15 protein-coding genes are annotated in these 16944 nt (G+C 67.4%); 4 read left to right on the top strand and 11 right to left on the bottom strand.

Annotated elements, in window-relative coordinates:
* Window positions 1-65: 65 nt before the first annotated feature.
* The 8 genes from KF889_22655 to KF889_22620 all read right to left on the bottom strand — a co-directional run bounded on the left by KF889_22655 (window position 66) and on the right by KF889_22620 (window position 7817).
* Window positions 66-1067 carry a hypothetical protein gene (locus KF889_22655; protein ID MBX3502251.1) on the bottom strand — a complete coding sequence of 334 codons (1002 nt, stop codon included), beginning with the start codon at window positions 1065-1067 and terminating at the stop codon, window positions 66-68.
* Between the two features lie 17 nt (window positions 1068-1084).
* A complete protein-coding gene (locus tag KF889_22650) occupies window positions 1085-2143 on the bottom strand; it encodes a hypothetical protein (GenBank protein MBX3502250.1) in 1059 nt (352 codons plus the stop codon).
* A 23-nt stretch (window positions 2144-2166) separates the two neighbouring features.
* Window positions 2167-2367 carry a hypothetical protein gene (locus tag KF889_22645; protein ID MBX3502249.1) on the bottom strand — a complete coding sequence of 67 codons (201 nt, stop codon included), beginning with the start codon at window positions 2365-2367 and terminating at the stop codon, window positions 2167-2169.
* 39 nt (window positions 2368-2406) lie between these two features.
* On the bottom strand, window positions 2407-2688 hold the full coding sequence (locus KF889_22640) for a hypothetical protein (protein MBX3502248.1): 282 nt from the start codon (window positions 2686-2688) through the stop codon (window positions 2407-2409).
* Window positions 2689-2921: 233 nt separating this feature from the next.
* The gene (locus tag KF889_22635) at window positions 2922-3788 is read right to left on the bottom strand and encodes an FAD-dependent oxidoreductase (protein ID MBX3502247.1); all 867 of its coding nucleotides are present in this window, start codon (window positions 3786-3788) and stop codon (window positions 2922-2924) included.
* Window positions 3789-3795: 7 nt separating this feature from the next.
* A complete protein-coding gene (locus tag KF889_22630; protein ID MBX3502246.1) occupies window positions 3796-5490 on the bottom strand; it encodes an iron ABC transporter permease in 1695 nt (564 codons plus the stop codon).
* 180 nt (window positions 5491-5670) lie between these two features.
* Window positions 5671-6735: an extracellular solute-binding protein gene (locus tag KF889_22625; GenBank protein ID MBX3502245.1), complete on the bottom strand. Its 1065-nt coding sequence runs from the start codon at window positions 6733-6735 to the stop codon at window positions 5671-5673.
* 17 nt (window positions 6736-6752) lie between these two features.
* Window positions 6753-7817, bottom strand: coding sequence for an ABC transporter ATP-binding protein (locus KF889_22620; protein ID MBX3502244.1), 1065 nt, complete (start codon window positions 7815-7817; stop codon window positions 6753-6755).
* 98 nt (window positions 7818-7915) lie between these two features.
* Here KF889_22620 and KF889_22615 point away from each other — a divergent pair, with 98 nt between their 5' ends.
* The 3 genes from KF889_22615 (at window position 7916) to KF889_22605 (ending at window position 10795) form a co-directional block, all read left to right on the top strand.
* Window positions 7916-8707, top strand: a complete 792-nt coding sequence (locus tag KF889_22615; GenBank protein ID MBX3502243.1) for an enoyl-CoA hydratase/isomerase family protein — start codon at window positions 7916-7918, stop codon at window positions 8705-8707.
* 5 nt (window positions 8708-8712) lie between these two features.
* Window positions 8713-9894 carry a CoA transferase gene (locus tag KF889_22610; protein ID MBX3502242.1) on the top strand — a complete coding sequence of 394 codons (1182 nt, stop codon included), beginning with the start codon at window positions 8713-8715 and terminating at the stop codon, window positions 9892-9894.
* 154 nt (window positions 9895-10048) lie between these two features.
* Entirely contained in the window at window positions 10049-10795 is a 747-nt protein-coding gene (locus KF889_22605; GenBank protein MBX3502241.1) for an SDR family oxidoreductase, read from the top strand.
* A gap of 82 nt (window positions 10796-10877) precedes the next feature.
* Here the strand turns inward: KF889_22605 and KF889_22600 are convergent, their stop codons facing one another.
* The 3 genes from KF889_22600 to KF889_22590 form a co-directional block, all read right to left on the bottom strand.
* Window positions 10878-11432: a hypothetical protein gene (locus KF889_22600; GenBank protein ID MBX3502240.1), complete on the bottom strand. Its 555-nt coding sequence runs from the start codon at window positions 11430-11432 to the stop codon at window positions 10878-10880.
* Window positions 11433-11581: 149 nt separating this feature from the next.
* Window positions 11582-13402, bottom strand: coding sequence for a CocE/NonD family hydrolase (locus KF889_22595; protein ID MBX3502239.1), 1821 nt, complete (start codon window positions 13400-13402; stop codon window positions 11582-11584).
* A 320-nt stretch (window positions 13403-13722) separates the two neighbouring features.
* Complete coding sequence (locus KF889_22590) at window positions 13723-14601, bottom strand: LLM class flavin-dependent oxidoreductase (protein MBX3502238.1); 879 nt, start codon at window positions 14599-14601, stop codon at window positions 13723-13725.
* A 492-nt stretch (window positions 14602-15093) separates the two neighbouring features.
* On the opposite strand from KF889_22590, the gene KF889_22585 reads away from it, so the two are divergent.
* The coding region (locus KF889_22585; GenBank protein ID MBX3502237.1) for an N-6 DNA methylase at window positions 15094-16944 on the top strand (1851 nt) is incomplete at its 3' end.

Here is a 16944-nt window from a genome sequence, read left to right as displayed (position 1 = left end):
TTGTGCCTCGAAGGCAGACTATGAAGATCTCGCCTTGGCCGCAAACCGAATGGCGGCGGCGCGCCCTACAGCTCCACCACCCGGCTGGTGACCGGCACCGTGCTGCCGCCCCATAGCGGCATGTAGGTCATTTTCGCGCCGGCGCCGCCGGCGACGATGATGTGGATGTCCTCGGGCTGGCGCGCGACCTCGGTGCCCAGCTCGCTGCAGCGCTGGAACAGCCATCGCTGCGTGCGCGCCAGATCCCAGTCGCGCTTGCCCAGCAGCCGCGCCAGCTCGGGCGGCAGCAGCAACGCTTGCTCGCCGCGCTCCGGCTTGCGCGACGCGCCGCCGGCAAGCGCGCCGGCGCACATGATATGCGGCACGGCGGCGAGCGATGATTCAGGCGTGTCGCCGGGCGGCGTGATCAGCACCTCCATGGTGCCGGATACACCGAGGACCGTGACGGCGTCTGCGCCGCCGGGAACGCCGTGGCGCGTGGCGAAGGATGGGAATGCCGCCTCGGCCGCCGGGTCCTCGGCATCGGCCTCGGCGAAGCAGAAGGTGTACTTGCCGGGCTGGCCCATGGTCGCCATGTCGCCGATCAGCGGCCGCGCGCCGCCGATGTTGCGCAACACCAGCGCCACGGCGCGACCGATGCAGGCATTGGCGCGGTTGCCCGGGCCCAGCATGTTGGTGCCGGCGTTCATCTCGAGTCTCTGCGCCACAGGCCCATGCACGATGGTGACGACGCAGGCCGTGCCTGTCGTGGTCGAGATGCCCAGCAGGTTGAAATCCGGCATCAGGCACGAGGCCGCCGCCGTCACCACCAGCGGCAACTCCGCCGGCCGGCAACCCGCCAGCACGCATTGATAGGCCACAGCGGCCGGCGTGACCTCGCCGAACAAAGGCGGCATCGGACCGTAGGAACTCTCGGGCGCGCCGACGCCCTCGATCATCGCCTCGAGACGACGGCGGGTGGGCGGCACCATGGGCAGGCCGTCGGCCTGCTCGGCCTCGGCCAGCGCGGCCTGCACGTCCTCGAAGACGGTGCCGTCGTCGAAGACCGGCAGGTTGCCCCATTCCATCAGGAAGTGGCCATCGTTCAGGTCGGCGGCGCGACGCGCACCGAGCTGACGGTGGTGCCACCGAAGGACGGGATGAAGGCGGAGTGCTTGCCCGGCCCGCCGGCCACCAGGATGTGGATGTCCTGCGGGGTGGGCGCGATGTAGTAGTAGTCGCCCTGCCGCGGGCGGTTCGACCCCGCGTACTCCCGCTGGTTTTCCTTCGAGACGCGGTCGACGTGCACCTTGGACCGCTCGTGGATCGCGGCCTGCATGCTCTCGATGGTGTAGCCGTCGCGCGCCAGGGTCGCGGCATGCTCCGGTCCGACCACCACGAAGTACGGACCCTTGCCGTAGATCGTGTTGGCGCCGACCTGCCCGATCGTGCCGGCCATGGTCGTGATGATGCCGTCGCCCGAGGTGCTGCCGTGGTCGTTGATGTTGTGCGGCGCCTCGCCGGCCATCGCCGTCACCACGCTGTCTTTCGCGTTGAAGCCGCGGCGCACGTGGTAGGGCTCCCACGGGCTCTCTTCCTCGTTCTCGCCGAAGCAGAAGGTGAACTTCGCCGGCGAACCCTGGGTCGAGCGATCCATCTCGCCCGGCTTGGCGCCGCCGACGTTGAGCAGGATCAGGCCCAGCGCGCGGCCGATGGTGGCGTTGGCCTGCCAGCCCTGGCCGAAGCAGTTGCTGCCGCAATTGATCTTCAGCGTGTGCCGCATCGGCCCGCTGACCAGCAGCATCGGCGCGCAGGGATGCGTCGTCGCCAGCGTGCCGTGCAGGTTGTAGTCCGGGTTCAGCACGGCGTGCAGCGCCGCGGTGACCACCGGGAAATATTCCGGCTTGCAGCCGGCCATCACCGCGTTGGCGGCGAGGCTCTGCAGGGTCGGCACCACCGAGCGCGGCGAGACCGGCAGGAACGGCCGGTTGTCGCCGCGACAGACCGCGACGAACTTCTCGACCGCCGCCTCGGTGGGGATATAGAGCGGCATGCCGTCGCTCCAGCCCTGCTGCACCGCATAGTCGTTGAACGCCGCGACGTCGACGTCGCCGACGTCGATGAGTTCGGCGTCGGCGGGATCGGCCTGGGACGTATCGGTCATGGCGTTCCGTCACTCACTTCAAGTCAGCCGCCGCTCATGACCTTGGTCAGGCCGGCGGTGGCGGTCTCGATGCGCTCGGCGAGCTCCTGGGCATTGAGGCCGCCGATGGGATGCTTCACGACGATCAGCCGCGGGGTGATCTTGCGCGCCTTGGCCTGCGCAAGAACCAGCGACTTGAACGTCTCGGTGGCGATCACGTAGGCCGTGACGCCCTTCTTCTCCAGTTCGACGCTGTCGTGGAAACTCCACGATGAACAGGAGCCTCAATCGGCTATGGCGAGGAGCGCCGCCTTGTAGTTCCTGGCGACCTCGTCATACAGCGCGGAGGGCGCCGGCTGGCTGGCGCTGTCCTTGCCGAGGAAGTCGATATTGTCGATCGGCCGGATCGCGCCGAGCTTGGTGCGGATGCCGTCGAGCAGCTCGCGCGCGTTGGGCTTGGCGTTGGTGACCAGCGCGATCGGATCGCGCAGCCAGTCGACCGCCGCGGTGGCCATCTTCTCGCCGCCGGTGGCCGACAGGCCGAAGCTGGGGTTGACGATCTTCATGCCGACCTTCCTCCCGGATGGTTCGTGGTGCCGGGACTTTCGACCCTGCGGCGCGCCCTGACAAGTGCGCCCGGCGAAGCCCTGCCCCGCAAGGTCTTCCCTTCCCCCGAAGGGGGAAGGTGGCGCGCGCAGCGCGACGGAAGGGGGATGTCGAAGATGGACTCCTACGTTCGTCTTCGACATCCCCCTTCCGCCCTTTGGGCACCTTCCCCCTCCGGGGGAAGGTAAGATTGTCAGCGATGAGAAGCGGCCCAGGCGGCAGCGGCAGCGCCGGCCTTCTCCGCATCGGCCAGCGCCTGCGCGATGGTTTCGGGCGCGCCCGAGCGCACGTCGCCGGCCGCGAACAGGCCCGGCGCCGAGGTCGCGCCATCGGCGCCGACGACCAGCGCGCCCGCGGCATCGCGCTCGGCGGCGACGAAGCCGCAGGCCGGCTTGCGGCCGACATAGGGAAAGAGCGCGCGCGTCTCCAGCCGCATGGTCTGCCCGCCGCGCTCGATCACCAGCCCCCGCAGGCCGTCGTCGCCATCGAGCGCGATGATGCGGCCGGGCATGGCGGTGACGTTGGGCAGCGACGGCGCCGCCTCGGCAATGACCGTGACGGAGCCGACCATGCCGGCGAGCTCGCGCGCTTCCTGCACCGCCCAGCCCTCTCCGCCGACCACGACCACCGGCTGGCCGGCGTAGAGCGGCCCGTCGCAGGCGGCGCAGTGCGAGATGCCCTGCCCGAGGTAGCGTTCCTCCTCGGCCAGACCGAGCGTGCCATGGCTGAGACCCGAGGCGACGATCACCGCGCGCGCGGCATGCGTCTCGTCGGCGATCACCGACCAGGTCGCACCGGGGTTCAATGCCGTGACCTCGCCGAAGCCCATCTCGACGCCGGCCTCGGTGGCCTGGTCGAGCAGCGCGGCGATGAAGTCCGGCCCGGTCATGTCCGCGGCCTCCGCCGGCGCATCGTGGATCTCGCCGAGATTCATCATCAGGCCGCCCGGCCCGAGCTTGTCGATGCACATCACCCGCGCCCCGGCCCTGGCCGCGACGGCGGCGGCCCGCAGGCCCGCCGGGCCGGCACCGATCACGACGACGTCCCAGATCTCGCTCATGTCTCGCTCATGCCCTCGCGGCCTCCCGCCAGCTGCCGCCCGCCCGGTTGGCGACGACGATGACGCCCGTGGTGGTCAGGATCATGGCCAGGCTCAGCACCGCGATGGCGCCGATGTCGCCGCTTTCCTTGAGGTCGAAGATCAGCACCGACACCACCTTGGTCTCCGACGTGAAGAGGATCACCGCCGCCGACAGCTCGCGTATCACGGCGACGAAGATGATGCACCAGGTGGCGATCACGCCGGAGCGCAGCAATGGCGCGGTGACGTCGCGCAGCGCGCCCAGCCGCGTGGCGCCGAGGATGCGGCTGGCCTCCTCGAGCTCGGGATGCACGGCATGGAAGGCCGAGCGCAGCTGCTGATAGGCCGCCGGCAGCTCGATGGTGATATAGGCCAGCAGCAGGATCCACAGCGTGCCGTAGAGCTGCAGCGGCGGGCGCGTGTAGCTCAGGAACAGGCCGACGCCCAGCACGATGCCGGGGATCGCCAGCGGCGCGGTGGCGAGGAAGCCCAGCGCGCGATGGCCGCGCGCCGCCTGCCGCGCCACGACATAGGCAATCACCAGCGCGAGCAGCGCGCAGAGCGTCGCCGACAGCACCGCCAGCAGGAAGGTGTTCTTCAGCGCCGGCATGGTCGAGCTGAGCTCGAAGAAGGTGAAGTGGACGTTGTGCAGGGTGACGGTGTCGAACGAGATCAGCCGCGAGGCGATGCGCGAGAATGCGGTGTTGAGCAATGCCAGGTAGGGCAGCACGACAGGCATCATCAGCACGGTCAGGCCGAAGGCCAGCGCCGGCCATTTGAGCGCGCCCAGCCGCACGACGCGCGGCGCGCCGTACTTGCCGCCGACGACGCTGTAGCCGCGCCGCCCGAGGATCCAGGATTGCGTGCGCAGGAGCACGATGGTCAGCACGAGCAGCGGCAGGGCCGCGGCGGCGGCCAGCTCGGGCTTGGGCGGGAACTGGAACAGGCTCCAGATCTTGGTGGTGAGCGTGTGGAAGCCGGCCGGCAGGGCGAGGATCGCCGGCGAGCCGAAGAGGTTCAGCGCCTGTAGGAAGGCGACCAGCGCGCCGGCGACGAGGGTCGGCAGCGCCAGTGGCACGGTGATGCGCCGGGCGGTCTGCCAGCGCCCGCCGCCCAGCATCGAGGATGCGTCCTCGAGCTCGCCGGGCATGCGGTCGAGCGCGTTGGACACGAGGATGAAGACGTAGGGGAAGGTGTAGCAGGCGATGACGAAGATCAGGCCGCTGAGCGAGTAGATGTCGAGCAGCGCCTGGTCGGGCGGCGCGCCGGTGAGGATGCGGTAGAGCTGGTTGAGCAGGCCGCTGTTGGGCGCCGCCAGCATCTCCCAGGCGATGGCGCCGACGAAGGGCGGCGTCACCAGCGAGGCCATGACCAGCACGCGCACCGTGCGCCGCAGCGGCATGTCGGTGCGCGCCACCAGCCAGCCCAGCGGTGCCGCGACCAGGCAGCATATCGCGCCGACCGAGGTGGCGATGATCAGGGTGGTCATCAGCGGCCCGGCGAAGCTGGGATCGCCGAACAGCGTGACGAAATTGTCGATCGTCATGCCGCCCTGGCGGTCGCCGAGGCTGAAGATCACCAGCCACGCCAGCGGCAGCACGATCAGCACGCAGAGGATCGCGATGAACGCGATCAGCACGGGGCGCGAGAAGTCGAGCGTGCGGGTCATCGAACGACCCATAGCTTCCCCCGGAGGGGGAAGGTGGCGCGCGCCGCGCGACGGAAGGGGGATGTCGAAGACGGACTCTCGCGTTCGTCTTCAGCATCCCCCTTCCGCCCTTCGGGCACCTTCCCCCTCCGGGGGAAGGCAAGAGCGTCAGCCCTCATGCCCTGAAGCGGCGCTGGCGTGGCGCGGCCATGCTCACACCTTGAACAGCTGGACGTAGCGTTCCTTGATGCGCTCGGCATCCTTGGCCACCGCCGCGGCGTCCTCGCGCAGCAGCTTGACGTCCTTGAGCGCCGGCCGGCCGGGGAAGGCCTTGACCTGCGGATGCACCGTGCGCAGCGCGCCGATCTCGACGTTGAGCTGCTGCGCCTCGGCCGACATCGACCAGGAATGGAACAGCCGCGCCGCGTTGGGATTGGGTGCGCGCCTGAAGATCGCCGACGGGCCGGTGATCAGCGGTGTGCCCTCGCTGGCATAGACGATCTCGATCGGCTCGCCCTTGGCCTTCATCAGCGAGCAGACGTATTCCGTGCCGTCGGCCATCACCGCGCGCTCGCCCAGCACAACTTTCTTCGGCGGATCGGCGGCGGACTGCACCTGCATGATGCGCTGCTTGGCCAGGCGCTCGAAGAACTCCCAGCCGAGGTCGCGCGAAAGCTGCTGGGTGGCGGTCATGATCGTGCCGCTGTAGCCGGGATGCGCCTTGACGATCTTGCCCGTCCACTTCGCGTCGAGCAGGTCGCTAAAACCCTTGGGCGCGTCCTCCGCCTTCACCAGGCGGGTGTTGTAGGCGATCGGCGAAAGCGTGATGCGCCAGGTCGCGTACATGCCGTCGGCGTCGCGATGGGCCGCCGGGTAATGCTGCGCCACGTCCTCGGGCAAATAGGGCGCCAGCAGCTCGTCGCGCTTCCACACGATCAGGTGCGCGGCGTCGGAGCTGTTGACCACGTCGACGTTGTAGATCTTCGCCGCGTACTCCTGGCCGATGCGCTGGTAGATGCGCTCGGCGCCGGAGCGCTGCACGCGCACGGCAATGCCGGGATAGCGCGCCTCGAAGGCCTTGCCGATCCGCTCCGCCACCGGCAGGTCGACCGAGGTGTACCAGGAGAGCTTGCCCTCCTTCTTCGCCGCCTCGATCAGGGCGGGCGTGATCTTCTGCGCCTCGGGCGGCGCGCCGCGTACCGGTGTGGCGATCGCGCCAGCGGCAAGCAGCGCCGAGCCCTGCAGCAGGCTGCGCCGCGACAACGTCTTCTTCGTCATGGCCTGATCCTCCCGCGTCACCTTGCCAGCGCCCGGCAATGCTCCGCCGGCAGATGGAGCCAGACCGCCGTGCCCGGCGCAATGGCCGGCTCGGGCGGCGCCGTCACCCGCAGCTCGGTGCCGTCCTGCAATGTCAGGAAGAAGTCACGCGTCGCGCCGAGGAAGATCTGCCGCGTCACGGTGGCCGGCAGGACATTGCCGAGGCTGGCGTCGGGCGCCGCGCCCAGCAGACGGATGGCGTGCTGGCGGATCGACACCGGCACCTCCCGGCCGGGCTCGAGCGCCAGGCCGGAGGTGAGCAGCGCCACCCCGGCGATCATCACCCGCGCCTGGTCGGCGGCAAGGCCGCGCAGGATGTTGCTGCCGCCGATGAACCGCGCGACGAACTCCGATGACGGCCGGTAATAGACCTCCTCGGGCGAGCCCAGCTGCTCGACCGTGCCCTGATTCATCACGGCGATCAGGTCGGCGGTGGTCATCGCCTCGGCCTGGTCGTGGGTGACGTAGACCGTGGTGTAGCGGTACTGGTCGTGCAGGCGGCGGATCTCGAAACGCATCTCCTCGCGCAGGTTGGCGTCGAGGTTGCTGAGCGGCTCGTCGAGCAGCAGGGTCTCGGGTTCGACCACCAGGGCGCGCGCCAGCGAGACGCGCTGCTGCTGGCCGCCGGAGAGCTCGGCGGGATAGCGCTCGGCCAGCGGCTTGAGCCGGGTCGTGCTCAGGATCGCGTCGAGCTTGCCGGCGATGGTGGCCGCATCGAACTTGCGCAGCTTCAGGCCATAGGCGACGTTCTGCGCCACCGTCATGTGCGGCCACAGCGCGTAGCTCTGGAAGATCATCGACATGTTGCGGCCCTCGGGCGGCACGGTGCGCGCCGCCGAGGAGACCACCTTCTCGCCCACCACGATCTCGCCGGCCGACGGCTCGATGAAGCCGGCGATCAGGCGCAGGGTGGTGGTCTTGCCGCAGCCCGAGGGGCCCAGCAGGCAGACCAGCTGGCCGTGCTCGATGCGCAGCGAGACGTCGTCGACCGCCGCCGTGGCGCCGAACCGCCGGGTCAAGTTCCTGAGCTCGACGGATGCCACGTCGCCTCCCCACGCTCTCGTTGAGCCTGTCATATCAGGATTGGGCGGCCCAAAGCACGCCGGCTGCGCTATAACCGCCGCCGATGGAGGAAATCGGCATGCAGGACCAGAAGCTTTTCGGACACCGCGACGGCCATGTCGGCCACGTGGTCTTCAACAACCCGGCCAAGCTCAACGCCGTGTCGCTCGACATGTGGGAGCGCATGGTCGGCGTGCTGGGCGACTTCGCGCAGGATCCCGAGATCCGCTGCGTCGTGGTCAGCGGCACCGGCGGCAAGGCCTTCGTGTCGGGCGCCGACATCTCGAAGTTCGAGAGCGAGCGCGCCAACGCCGAGGCGCAGGTGCGCTACGACGCGATCTCCAAGGACGGCTACGAGGCGCTCTACAACTTCCCCAAGCCGACCATCGCCAAGATCAACGGCTACTGCATCGGCGGCGGCATGAACCTCGCCGCCTGCTGCGACCTGCGCTACTGCAACGAGGCGGCGCGCTTCGGCGTGCCGGCGGCGAAGCTCGGGCTGGGCTACGGCTTCCTGCGCATCGAACGGCTGTCGCGCATCGTCGGCCTGCCGCGGGCGATGGAGTTCCTGTTCACCGCCAAGCAGTACTCCAGCAGGGAAGCCGCCGAGATGGGCCTGGTGCACGGCGTCGCCGCGACCGACGCCGAGCTCGACGCCATGGTCGGCAGGATCACCCAGGCGATCGGCGAGAACGCGCCGCTGACCATCGCGCTCGCGAAAGCATCCGCGCGCGAGATCGCCAAGCCCGAGTCGAAGCAGGATCACGCCAGGCTCGAGCGCATGGCGGTGGAATGCTTCGACAGCGAGGACTACCAGGAAGGCCGCCGCGCCTTCATGGAGAAGCGCAAGCCTGTCTTCAAGGGGAGGTGAGTGTCATGACCGGTCTGCCGCTTTCGCATCTCTTCGTGCTCGACCTGACGGCGCATCGCGCCGGCCCCACGGCGGTGCGCCAGCTCGCCGACTGGGGCGCGACGGTGATCAAGATCGAGCAGCCCAGCGACGGCAAGATGGACTCGATGGGCGGCGCGCGGCACGGCTTCGACTTCCAGAACCTGCATCGCAACAAGAAGGCGATGACGCTCAACCTCAAGAGCCCCGAAGGCCACGCCATCTTCATGAAGCTGGCGGAAAAGGCCGACGTCATCGTCGAGAACTACCGCTCCGACGTGAAGCATCGCCTGAACATCGACTACGACGCGGTCTCGAAGGTCAACCCGCGCATCGTCTACGGTTCGATCGCCGGCTTCGGCCAGAGCGGCCCCGACGCCGCACGGCCCGGCGTCGACCAGATCGCCCAGGGCATGGGCGGGCTGATGTCGATCACCGGCGAGCCCGGCAACGGGCCGATGCGCGTCGGCATCCCGATCGCCGACCTGACGTCGGGCCTGTTGCTGGCGCAGGCGATCATCCTCGCGCTGTACGACCGCGAGCGCACCGGCAAGGGCCAGTGGGTGCACACCTCGCTGATCGAGGCGCAGATCTTCATGCTCGACTTCCAGGCCGCGCGCTGGCTGATGAAGGGCGAGGTCGCAAAGCAGGCGGGCAACGACCATCCGACCTCGATTCCCACCGGCGTGTTCCCGACCAGCGACGGCTACATCAACATCGCCGCCTCGGGCGACAAGATGTGGAAGCGGTTTGCGCTGGCGGTGGGCGCGCCGCAGCTGATCGAGCATCCCGAGCACGCCACGCCGGCCCTGCGCTCGCAGAACCGCAAGGCGCTGAACCAGCGCATCGGCGAGGTGACGAAGACCAACACCAGCGCGCACTGGATCGAGGCGCTGAACAAGGCCGGCGTGCCCTGCGGGCCGATCAACACCATCGACCGGACCTTCGCCGAGCCGCAGGTGCAGCATCTCGGCATCGCGCGGCCGGTGAAGCATCCCAGGCTCGGCGACATCAAGGTCGTCGGCCAGCCGATCAACATGAGCGCCGCGCCGCAGCCCAAGGAGCTGAAGCCGACGCCCGAGCTCGGCCAGGACACCGAGGAGGTGCTGGCCGGCCTCGGCTACGACGGCGCCGCGATCGACAGGCTGCGCGCCGGGGGTGTGGTGTAGCGTGCTTCTTACCTTCCCCCGGAGGGGGAAGGTGGCAGCGCGTAGCGCTGACGGATGGGGGATGTCGAAGACGAACTCCTGCGTTCGTCTTCGACATCCCCCATCCGCCCTTCGGGCACCTTCCCCCTCCGGGGGAAGGTAAGAGGAGATTGCGATGCCCCCACGCCGCACCGCGCTGATCACCGGCGCCGGCCGCAACATCGGCCGCGCCTGCGCGCTGTACCTCGCGCAGGACGGCTACAACGTCGTCGTCAACGGCTCGTCCGACCGCGCGGCCTGCGAGAAGGTGGCGCAGGAATGCACCGCGCACGGCGTCGAGGCGCTGGTGGCGATGGGCGATGTCGGCGAGCCCCGCGACGCCGCGCGCATCGCCTTCGAAGGTATCGCCCGCTTTGGCGCGATCGACGTGCTGGTCAACAACGCCGCGATCCGGCCCGGCAAGCCGTTCCTCGAGACCAGCGACGAGGAATGGCGCCGCGTGATGGCGGTCGATCTCGACGCCGCGGTGTGGCTGTCGCGCGCCTGCCTGCCGAAGATGATCGAGCGCGGCTGGGGCCGCATCGTCAACTTCACCGGCATGAACGCCATGCAGGGCACCGGCGGCCGGCCCTCCGTTACCGTGGCCAAGCACGGCATCTGGGGCCTGACCAAGGCGCTGGCGCGCGAGTTCGGCGCCAGGGGCGTCACGGTGAACGCCATCTCACCCGGCCCGATCGCCGGCGATCGCGACAATGACGACCCGGCCTCGGTGACGCATCGCCAGGACAGCGTGCGCAACGTGCCGCTGGGCCGTATGGGCACGGCGGGCGAGATCGCCGGCGCGCTGCGCCTGCTGGTCGGCGACGACGGCGCGTTCATCAACGGCCAGATGCTGCAGATCAACGGTGGCGCCGCGACCTGAGCGCCTCGCTGTCATCCCGAGCGCAGCGAGGGATCCAGGCGGCTTCCATGGATCCCTCGCTGCGCTCGGGATGACAGTGGCATTACGCGCGCCTCGCCTTCTGCCGCTGCCACAGCGTCAGCACGACGATGATGCCGGCGATCGCCAGGCCGCCGAAGACCAGGCCGATCGCGCCGCCGATCATGCGCGCCATGCCGCCCATCAGCCCGCTCTCGATCGCCAGCACCACCTTGGGCTCGCTGCGGCCGTCGGGCAGCGTGCCGGTGATGCGGTACTCGCCCGGCGCGCTCACGGCGAAAGTGAAGATCGAGTGGCCCTTGCGGCTGCCGAACTTGTAGGTCATGCCGCCGCTGTTGGGCACCAGCTTCACCTCGCTGCCATCCGGCCCGCGCATCGCGACCCTGAGCCCACCGACGTTGGTGCCGGCATAGACCCGCCCGTCCACCACGCTCTGGCTTTCGTGATAGATCGTGTAGGTGCCGGGCTGGCTGAGGTTCAGCGTGGCGCTGCCGGGCACCACGACCTGCATCAGCCGGTCCTCCATCCCGCCGATGCCGGAGAACAGATGGAAGCCGCCGGCGACGAAGCCGCCGACGCCGATGATGGCCGCGAGCACGAACCACAACGGGCTGCGCATGATGATCTCCCTTCTTCTTCCCCTTCCCCCGGAGGGGGAAGGTGGCGCGCAGCGCCGGATGGGGGATGCCTCAACGAAACCGGTGTCCGGCTTCGACATCCCCCTTCCGCCCTTCGGGCACCTTCCCCCTCCGGGGGAAGGAAATGACTCTACGCCACCGGCAGCTCGATCATACTCGCCTTCTCGCCGCCGCTCAGCACGGTGAGCAGCGGCGGGCGGCCGTGCGGCGTCTGCACGAAATGATCGGCATCGCCGCCGGCGATCGAGACGCGGATGCGGCTGCCCTGGGCGAAGCGCCACGCCACCGGCAGCAGCGCGAAGCGCAGCAGCTGCGGCTCGCCCGCCGGCATCGGCTTCGCCGCCGCACGGCTGAAGCTGCGCCACGGCCAGGCGGCGCGGTAGTTGCGCGGTGCGGCCGCCTCGGCGCGATGGATGGCGCGCAGCAATCCCTCGGTGACGTAGCGCGCGGTGCCGTCGGCCTCGATCTCGCTGAGATAGACGAAGACCGCCGCGTCGGGCTCGCTCGAGGCCAGCCACAGCGACGCCACGGGATGGCCGGCGATCTCCAGGTCGCGCTCCAGCGCCGCGCCGGTGAAGCTCAGCAGCTGGTCCTGCCGCTGCGACCAGTCGGCATAGTAGTTGACGGCCTCGACGCCGGCGATGCGCTCGTAGCGCGTCTGGAAGCCGGTGCCCGCCGCGAAGCTGGCCTGATAGGTCACCGTGCTGGGTGCATTGGGCTGCGCCGTCGCGAGCCGGCCGTCGGGCGCGGTGTAGAGCTCGGCCTTGCCCTTCACCGGCGGCCATTCGGCGGCGGCGCGCCACTCCTCGGCGTGCACGGTGAAGTAATGGATCGGCGCCTCGTCCTTCAGCCCGGCGTCGCGGCCGGCGAGATGCTGGTCGAAGAAGCGCAGCACCTCGCCGAGCACCGGCAGCTCGGGCTCGACCCGCGCGCGCCACGGCGAGGCGTTCACCCGCGCGCCGTGATCCCACGGCCCCAGCATGACGCGGCGCTCGGCGTTGGGCAGGGTGAGGTAGCGCGCCAGCGTGCCGTTGGCGTAGCCGGCGCCATCCATCCAGCCGGAGATGGCGTAGACCGCGACGTCCTTCGGAATCTGGTCGAGATAATTGCACGGGCTGAACGAGGCAGGCGTGAACGAGGCATCGTAGGGCAGCGAATCGTCGCGGAACTTGAACTCCGTCATGAAGTCGGGCATGCGGAAATTCGCCAGATGCTCGCGCACCGCCGCGCGCGCCAGCGCGCCGTCGCGATCGTCGTCGACCGGCTGCGGGCCCTGCAGCGCCGGATTGCTGAAGTAGGAGAACTGGCCGCGCAGGTCGCGCCGGTCGTGATCGAGCGCCAGCATCAGCTCGTCATAGACCAGCGCCAGCCGCTTGATCAGCAGGCCGCCGGGATAGTAGTTGTCGCTCCAGGTATCCCAGACGGCAAAAAGCGGCGCGATCGCCTTGACCGCCTTGTGCCCGGTGCTGGCGAGGAAATCGCACGCCGCGCCGAGATAGGAGATGCCGGTGGCGCCGATCGCGCCGTCGCTCCACGGCTGCGCCACGATCCAGTCGGCGATGGCACGGTAATCCTCGCGCTCGCGCGGCGAGCGGAAGGAATCGCGCGTCCCGAAGCTGGCGCCGGTGCCGCGCGCGTCGACCACGACCACCGCATATCCGCGCGCGCAGAACATGTCGCGGTAGCGGTAGGTGTTGGGCGAGGCCTCGACATCGTTGGCGCCCTCGGCCAGCGCGAAGCGCCGCACATAGGGCGTGAGGATCAGCACCGTGGGCCAGCGCCTGCCCGCATCGCCGCCGGGCAGATGCACGTCGAGCGCGATGCGGCAGCCGTCGGCCATGGCGACGTAGAGCGAGAACGGCCGCGGCACCGCGTGCTCGGCCGGCCGCCCGGCGAGATAGGCGCTCGGCGTCACCTTCCAGGCCGCACCAAGGTCGTCGCGATCGGGCATGAGCGTCTCCCCTACTCTTGATCTTCCCCCGGAGGAGGAAGGTGGCGCGCAGCGCCGGATGGGGGATGTCGAAGACGGACTCCCGCGTTCGTCTTCAACATCCCCCTTCCGCCCTTCGGGCACCTTCCCTCGGTGGAAAAGTAGCACGCTTGATGGCGATCACACCCTTCCTCCGCCTGCGGGGAGAGGGTTGGTGAGGGGCTCCCGATCGTTGAGCCCAGCCGCGGTCAGCGCACGAACCCTTGATCCGCCTCGCTGGCGCTCGGCACCTTCTCCCCGCCTTCGCGGGGCCCTGAAGGGCCGTTACGTGTGCGCCGCCTTCATCGCCGGCAGGACGTTGCGCGCGATGCGTCTGCTCGTCGGCGATCGGGTAGTAGAGCGCGATCTCCGTGATGCCAAGCGCGATCACCTGCCCGACCGTCCGCGTGAAGGCCTCTTCCGAGTCGTAGTAGTTGACCCTGCCGCCGCTCTGCCGCGCCATCGCGTCGAACATGAGATAGGAGCGCCGCAGCGTCGCCGGTTCGCGGCCGATCGCGGCGCACCTTGCGTCGAGCGCGGCGACGCGGCCGCGTGTCTCCTCGAGCTGGGCCTCGAAGGTTCTGGCGAAGCTGATGCTGTTCCAGATGTCGGCATGCCGCGCGGTATGCCCCAGCATGAGCGGCCCCATCGCGGCGATCATGATGGGTGGGCGCGGTGACTGGACGGGACGCGGACCGAGCGCCGCGCCATCGACCTGGTAGTAGCGCCCCTTGAAATGCGTCTCCTCCTGCGACAGCACCCGGTCGACGATCTCGACATATTCGCCGAAGCGCGCGACGCGTTCCTTCGCGCTCCAGTTCTCGATGCCCATCATCCGGTACGACGGGTCGATCGTCAGGCCGGTTCCGAGGCCAACGTCGAGCCGGCCACCGGAAATGTGATCGGCGGTCAGCGCCTGCAGCGCGAAGTGGACCGGGTTGCGCAGCGGGATTCTGCGCGACCAAAGTCGTCAGGCGAATACGGGTGGTCGCCTGGGCGACGGCCGCGACCTGCGTCCACAGCTCGAACCAAGGGCCTTTGTTGCCGGCCCAGTCGACGAGGTGGTCGGCGAGGCCGATAGAGTCGAACCCGAGCGCCTCGACTTCGCGACAGCGGCGCAGGAACTCGGGCCACGGCACGTTGGGCAGCACGAGGACGGAGAAGCGGAGTTGGTTGATCACGTCTGTTTCCTGTTCTGGCTCCGGCGCCGTTCGGGCTCAGGTCAGCACCTGTCGTAAGGTATGCGGTGAAAACGACCACACGACTACGGAGCAGATTCCTCGCCATCGCCTAGCCGTGTACGCGTTCAACGGCTAACACGCGGTCTCGCCGCGACTCCACCCAGCGCAGTGCTGGAGAGCTCGAACTGCCAACGATGTCCGAGTTTCATGCCCGACCTCCCTGTTGGGATAGCATATGCGGCTCTGCCGGCCCGCCGCTGGCGATGGTCGAGAAGGCTTTGTGCCTGCCAAGAGGGCATCGACAATTGAGGATCGGAATGGTTGCTTAGAGCCAGCAACAAGCTTGAAGCGCGTGCTTGGCCGGTTCGACACAAGGGCTTCGCAAAATCTGAAGGTTCTCGCACTAGATATAGGAGTCTGTTACGATTCACCCCATGTGTTCTATATTTGTTCTCAGAAGGCGACTCTTGGGATGTCGAACCGAGGTGGGTAGTGGCTGCTGACGGCAAGATTGATCGCTGGGCCGCGCAACTTGGGATGGTTCGCACGCGAATCTTCGCTGGCGAAGATCATCCTTCAGGCGAACACGCGCTCATGCTTAATGGTGCGCGCGGCAGCTTTGGCATGTCGATACCCGACGACGAGTTGCGCTTCGATGAGGCGGCGAGCTGGGCGTGGTCGGCCGATGTCGCATGTCATGTCCACATCTATCAGGCGCATGTGGTGGTTTCGCGCTGGGACGAGGTTCGTCCAACACAGTACTCACTGAATCGAGTATCGGATCAGCTCGAAGCCTTCTACGAGCGAGTAATTGAACGAGAGCCAAAATATCTCGTAAGCGTTGCTCGGCTCATTGGCGACACGCTTCGTCGGATTCGAAGTGCCGAGGAAACAGGCGAGACCGATCGCGCGCTCGCTGCACTGCTCTACCTTCTTGCAAACTGGCGCGTTCGCAGCACAAGCGAATCCTCGTCCTTTCCCGCGTTTGATCGGTTGTACCAAATCGAGGCGTTGCGAGATCGATCTGTTCAAAGGCTTGCAAATACCTTCGAGAACCATTTCCGAAACGTTGTCGATCGACCACGTTTCGGCTCTTCGATAGACCTCAAGACATGGCCAAGCCTAGTACTGAGGCACGCAACTCCCATTGTTTTTCAGCAGGTCCACATGGAGATGGAGGCCCGCGGCGAGGTCGACTTGTTCGGAGCGAAACCAGCAAGCCTCGGCGAGCGCCGCGGAACTGGCGTTCATTTCACACCACCAGGAATCGCGCGGAGTGTCGTTGAGCAGGCCATTGAAGACATCGATATTCATACGCAGTGGCCGACATCGATTACCGTACTCGACCCTGCATGTGGTTCTGGCGCCTTCCTCATCGAGGTAATGCGCAAATTCTCGGATGCTGGGTACAGCGGTCGTCTACGCATAGTTGGCTACGACATCTCAGAGAGCGCGGTGTTGTTGGCGCGCTTCGCACTTAGTGTTGTAGCTCAAGAATGGCCACTCGGCTCTAACAAGGTTGAAGTGTCCATCACGCGCCGTGATGCACTGAGCGAAGCAACTTGGGAACCTGCCGACCTTATCGTAATGAACCCTCCCTTCATCCCCTTGGTTGAGCTTGACGACTCAATGCGCAAGTCTGCTGCTAGTTGGCTCGGGAAGTTTGCAGTAGGTCGGCCTGATCTATCGATGGCCTTTGTCGAGCGCGCGACGCAATCCATAAGGGCGAACGGTACAGTAGGATCATTGCTTCCTTCTTCTGTTTTGCGCCTCAAATCGGCAGATCCTTGGCGCCGAAGCATCTCCGAACGCCTTGCCGTTCGAAGCCTTGCCTCTCTTGGCGAGTTCACGCTGTTCAGAGATGCAACTGTTGATACTGCATTTGTTGTTCTTCGAAGAGGTGAGCAGCAGCTAGATTCAAGTCGGTTGACTCGCTTGTTGTGGTGCGGCGAGACGCAAGGCGCGTCGTCGAGTGGGCTTCGCGCCCTCAGGAAGTTCGGTGACGCAGGTCGCGCCGACGACGACTACGGACGTTGGTCGATTCGCACAATCGCGCAAACAACACTTGCGCGGCAAATGGATTGGCAGCCTTGGCCCGGGCGAGCCGTTGATTTGCTCGAAAAGGTGACCAAGAGCGTACGGTCTAGGGTCGGGGATACTTTTGATGTCAAGCAAGGCGCCCTGCCTGCGCCGAGGGAAGCTTTTATCCTTTCGACCGAGCAAATGAAGGATTTGCCCCGAGAGGAGCAGCAATGGTTTCGACCCGTTCTTGAGAATGAGAATATTAGAGATGGCCAAATTGGATCGATTGAGAACTATGTTTTTTATCCTAACTCCGAGTGG

Source organism: Alphaproteobacteria bacterium, assembly GCA_019635875.1.
GTDB lineage: Bacteria > Pseudomonadota > Alphaproteobacteria > Reyranellales > Reyranellaceae > JAFAZJ01.
This window is presented reverse-complemented; position numbering and strand designations above follow the sequence as displayed.

Excerpts from the sequence above, each read along its gene's own strand:
- KF889_22655 (MBX3502251.1), bottom strand. The coding sequence starts at position 1,067 with ATGGAATGGGGCAACCTGCCGGTCTTCGACGACGGCACCGTCTTCGAG.
- KF889_22650 (MBX3502250.1), bottom strand. The coding sequence starts at position 2,143 with ATGACCGATACGTCCCAGGCCGATCCCGCCGACGCCGAACTCATCGAC.
- KF889_22640 (MBX3502248.1), bottom strand. The coding sequence starts at position 2,688 with ATGAAGATCGTCAACCCCAGCTTCGGCCTGTCGGCCACCGGCGGCGAG.
- KF889_22635 (MBX3502247.1), bottom strand. The coding sequence starts at position 3,788 with ATGAGCGAGATCTGGGACGTCGTCGTGATCGGTGCCGGCCCGGCGGGC.
- KF889_22630 (MBX3502246.1), bottom strand. The coding sequence starts at position 5,490 with ATGGGTCGTTCGATGACCCGCACGCTCGACTTCTCGCGCCCCGTGCTG.
- KF889_22625 (MBX3502245.1), bottom strand. The coding sequence starts at position 6,735 with ATGACGAAGAAGACGTTGTCGCGGCGCAGCCTGCTGCAGGGCTCGGCG.
- KF889_22615 (MBX3502243.1), top strand. The coding sequence starts at position 7,916 with ATGCAGGACCAGAAGCTTTTCGGACACCGCGACGGCCATGTCGGCCAC.
- KF889_22610 (MBX3502242.1), top strand. The coding sequence starts at position 8,713 with ATGACCGGTCTGCCGCTTTCGCATCTCTTCGTGCTCGACCTGACGGCG.
- KF889_22605 (MBX3502241.1), top strand. The coding sequence starts at position 10,049 with ATGCCCCCACGCCGCACCGCGCTGATCACCGGCGCCGGCCGCAACATC.
- KF889_22600 (MBX3502240.1), bottom strand. The coding sequence starts at position 11,432 with ATGCGCAGCCCGTTGTGGTTCGTGCTCGCGGCCATCATCGGCGTCGGC.
- KF889_22595 (MBX3502239.1), bottom strand. The coding sequence starts at position 13,402 with ATGCCCGATCGCGACGACCTTGGTGCGGCCTGGAAGGTGACGCCGAGC.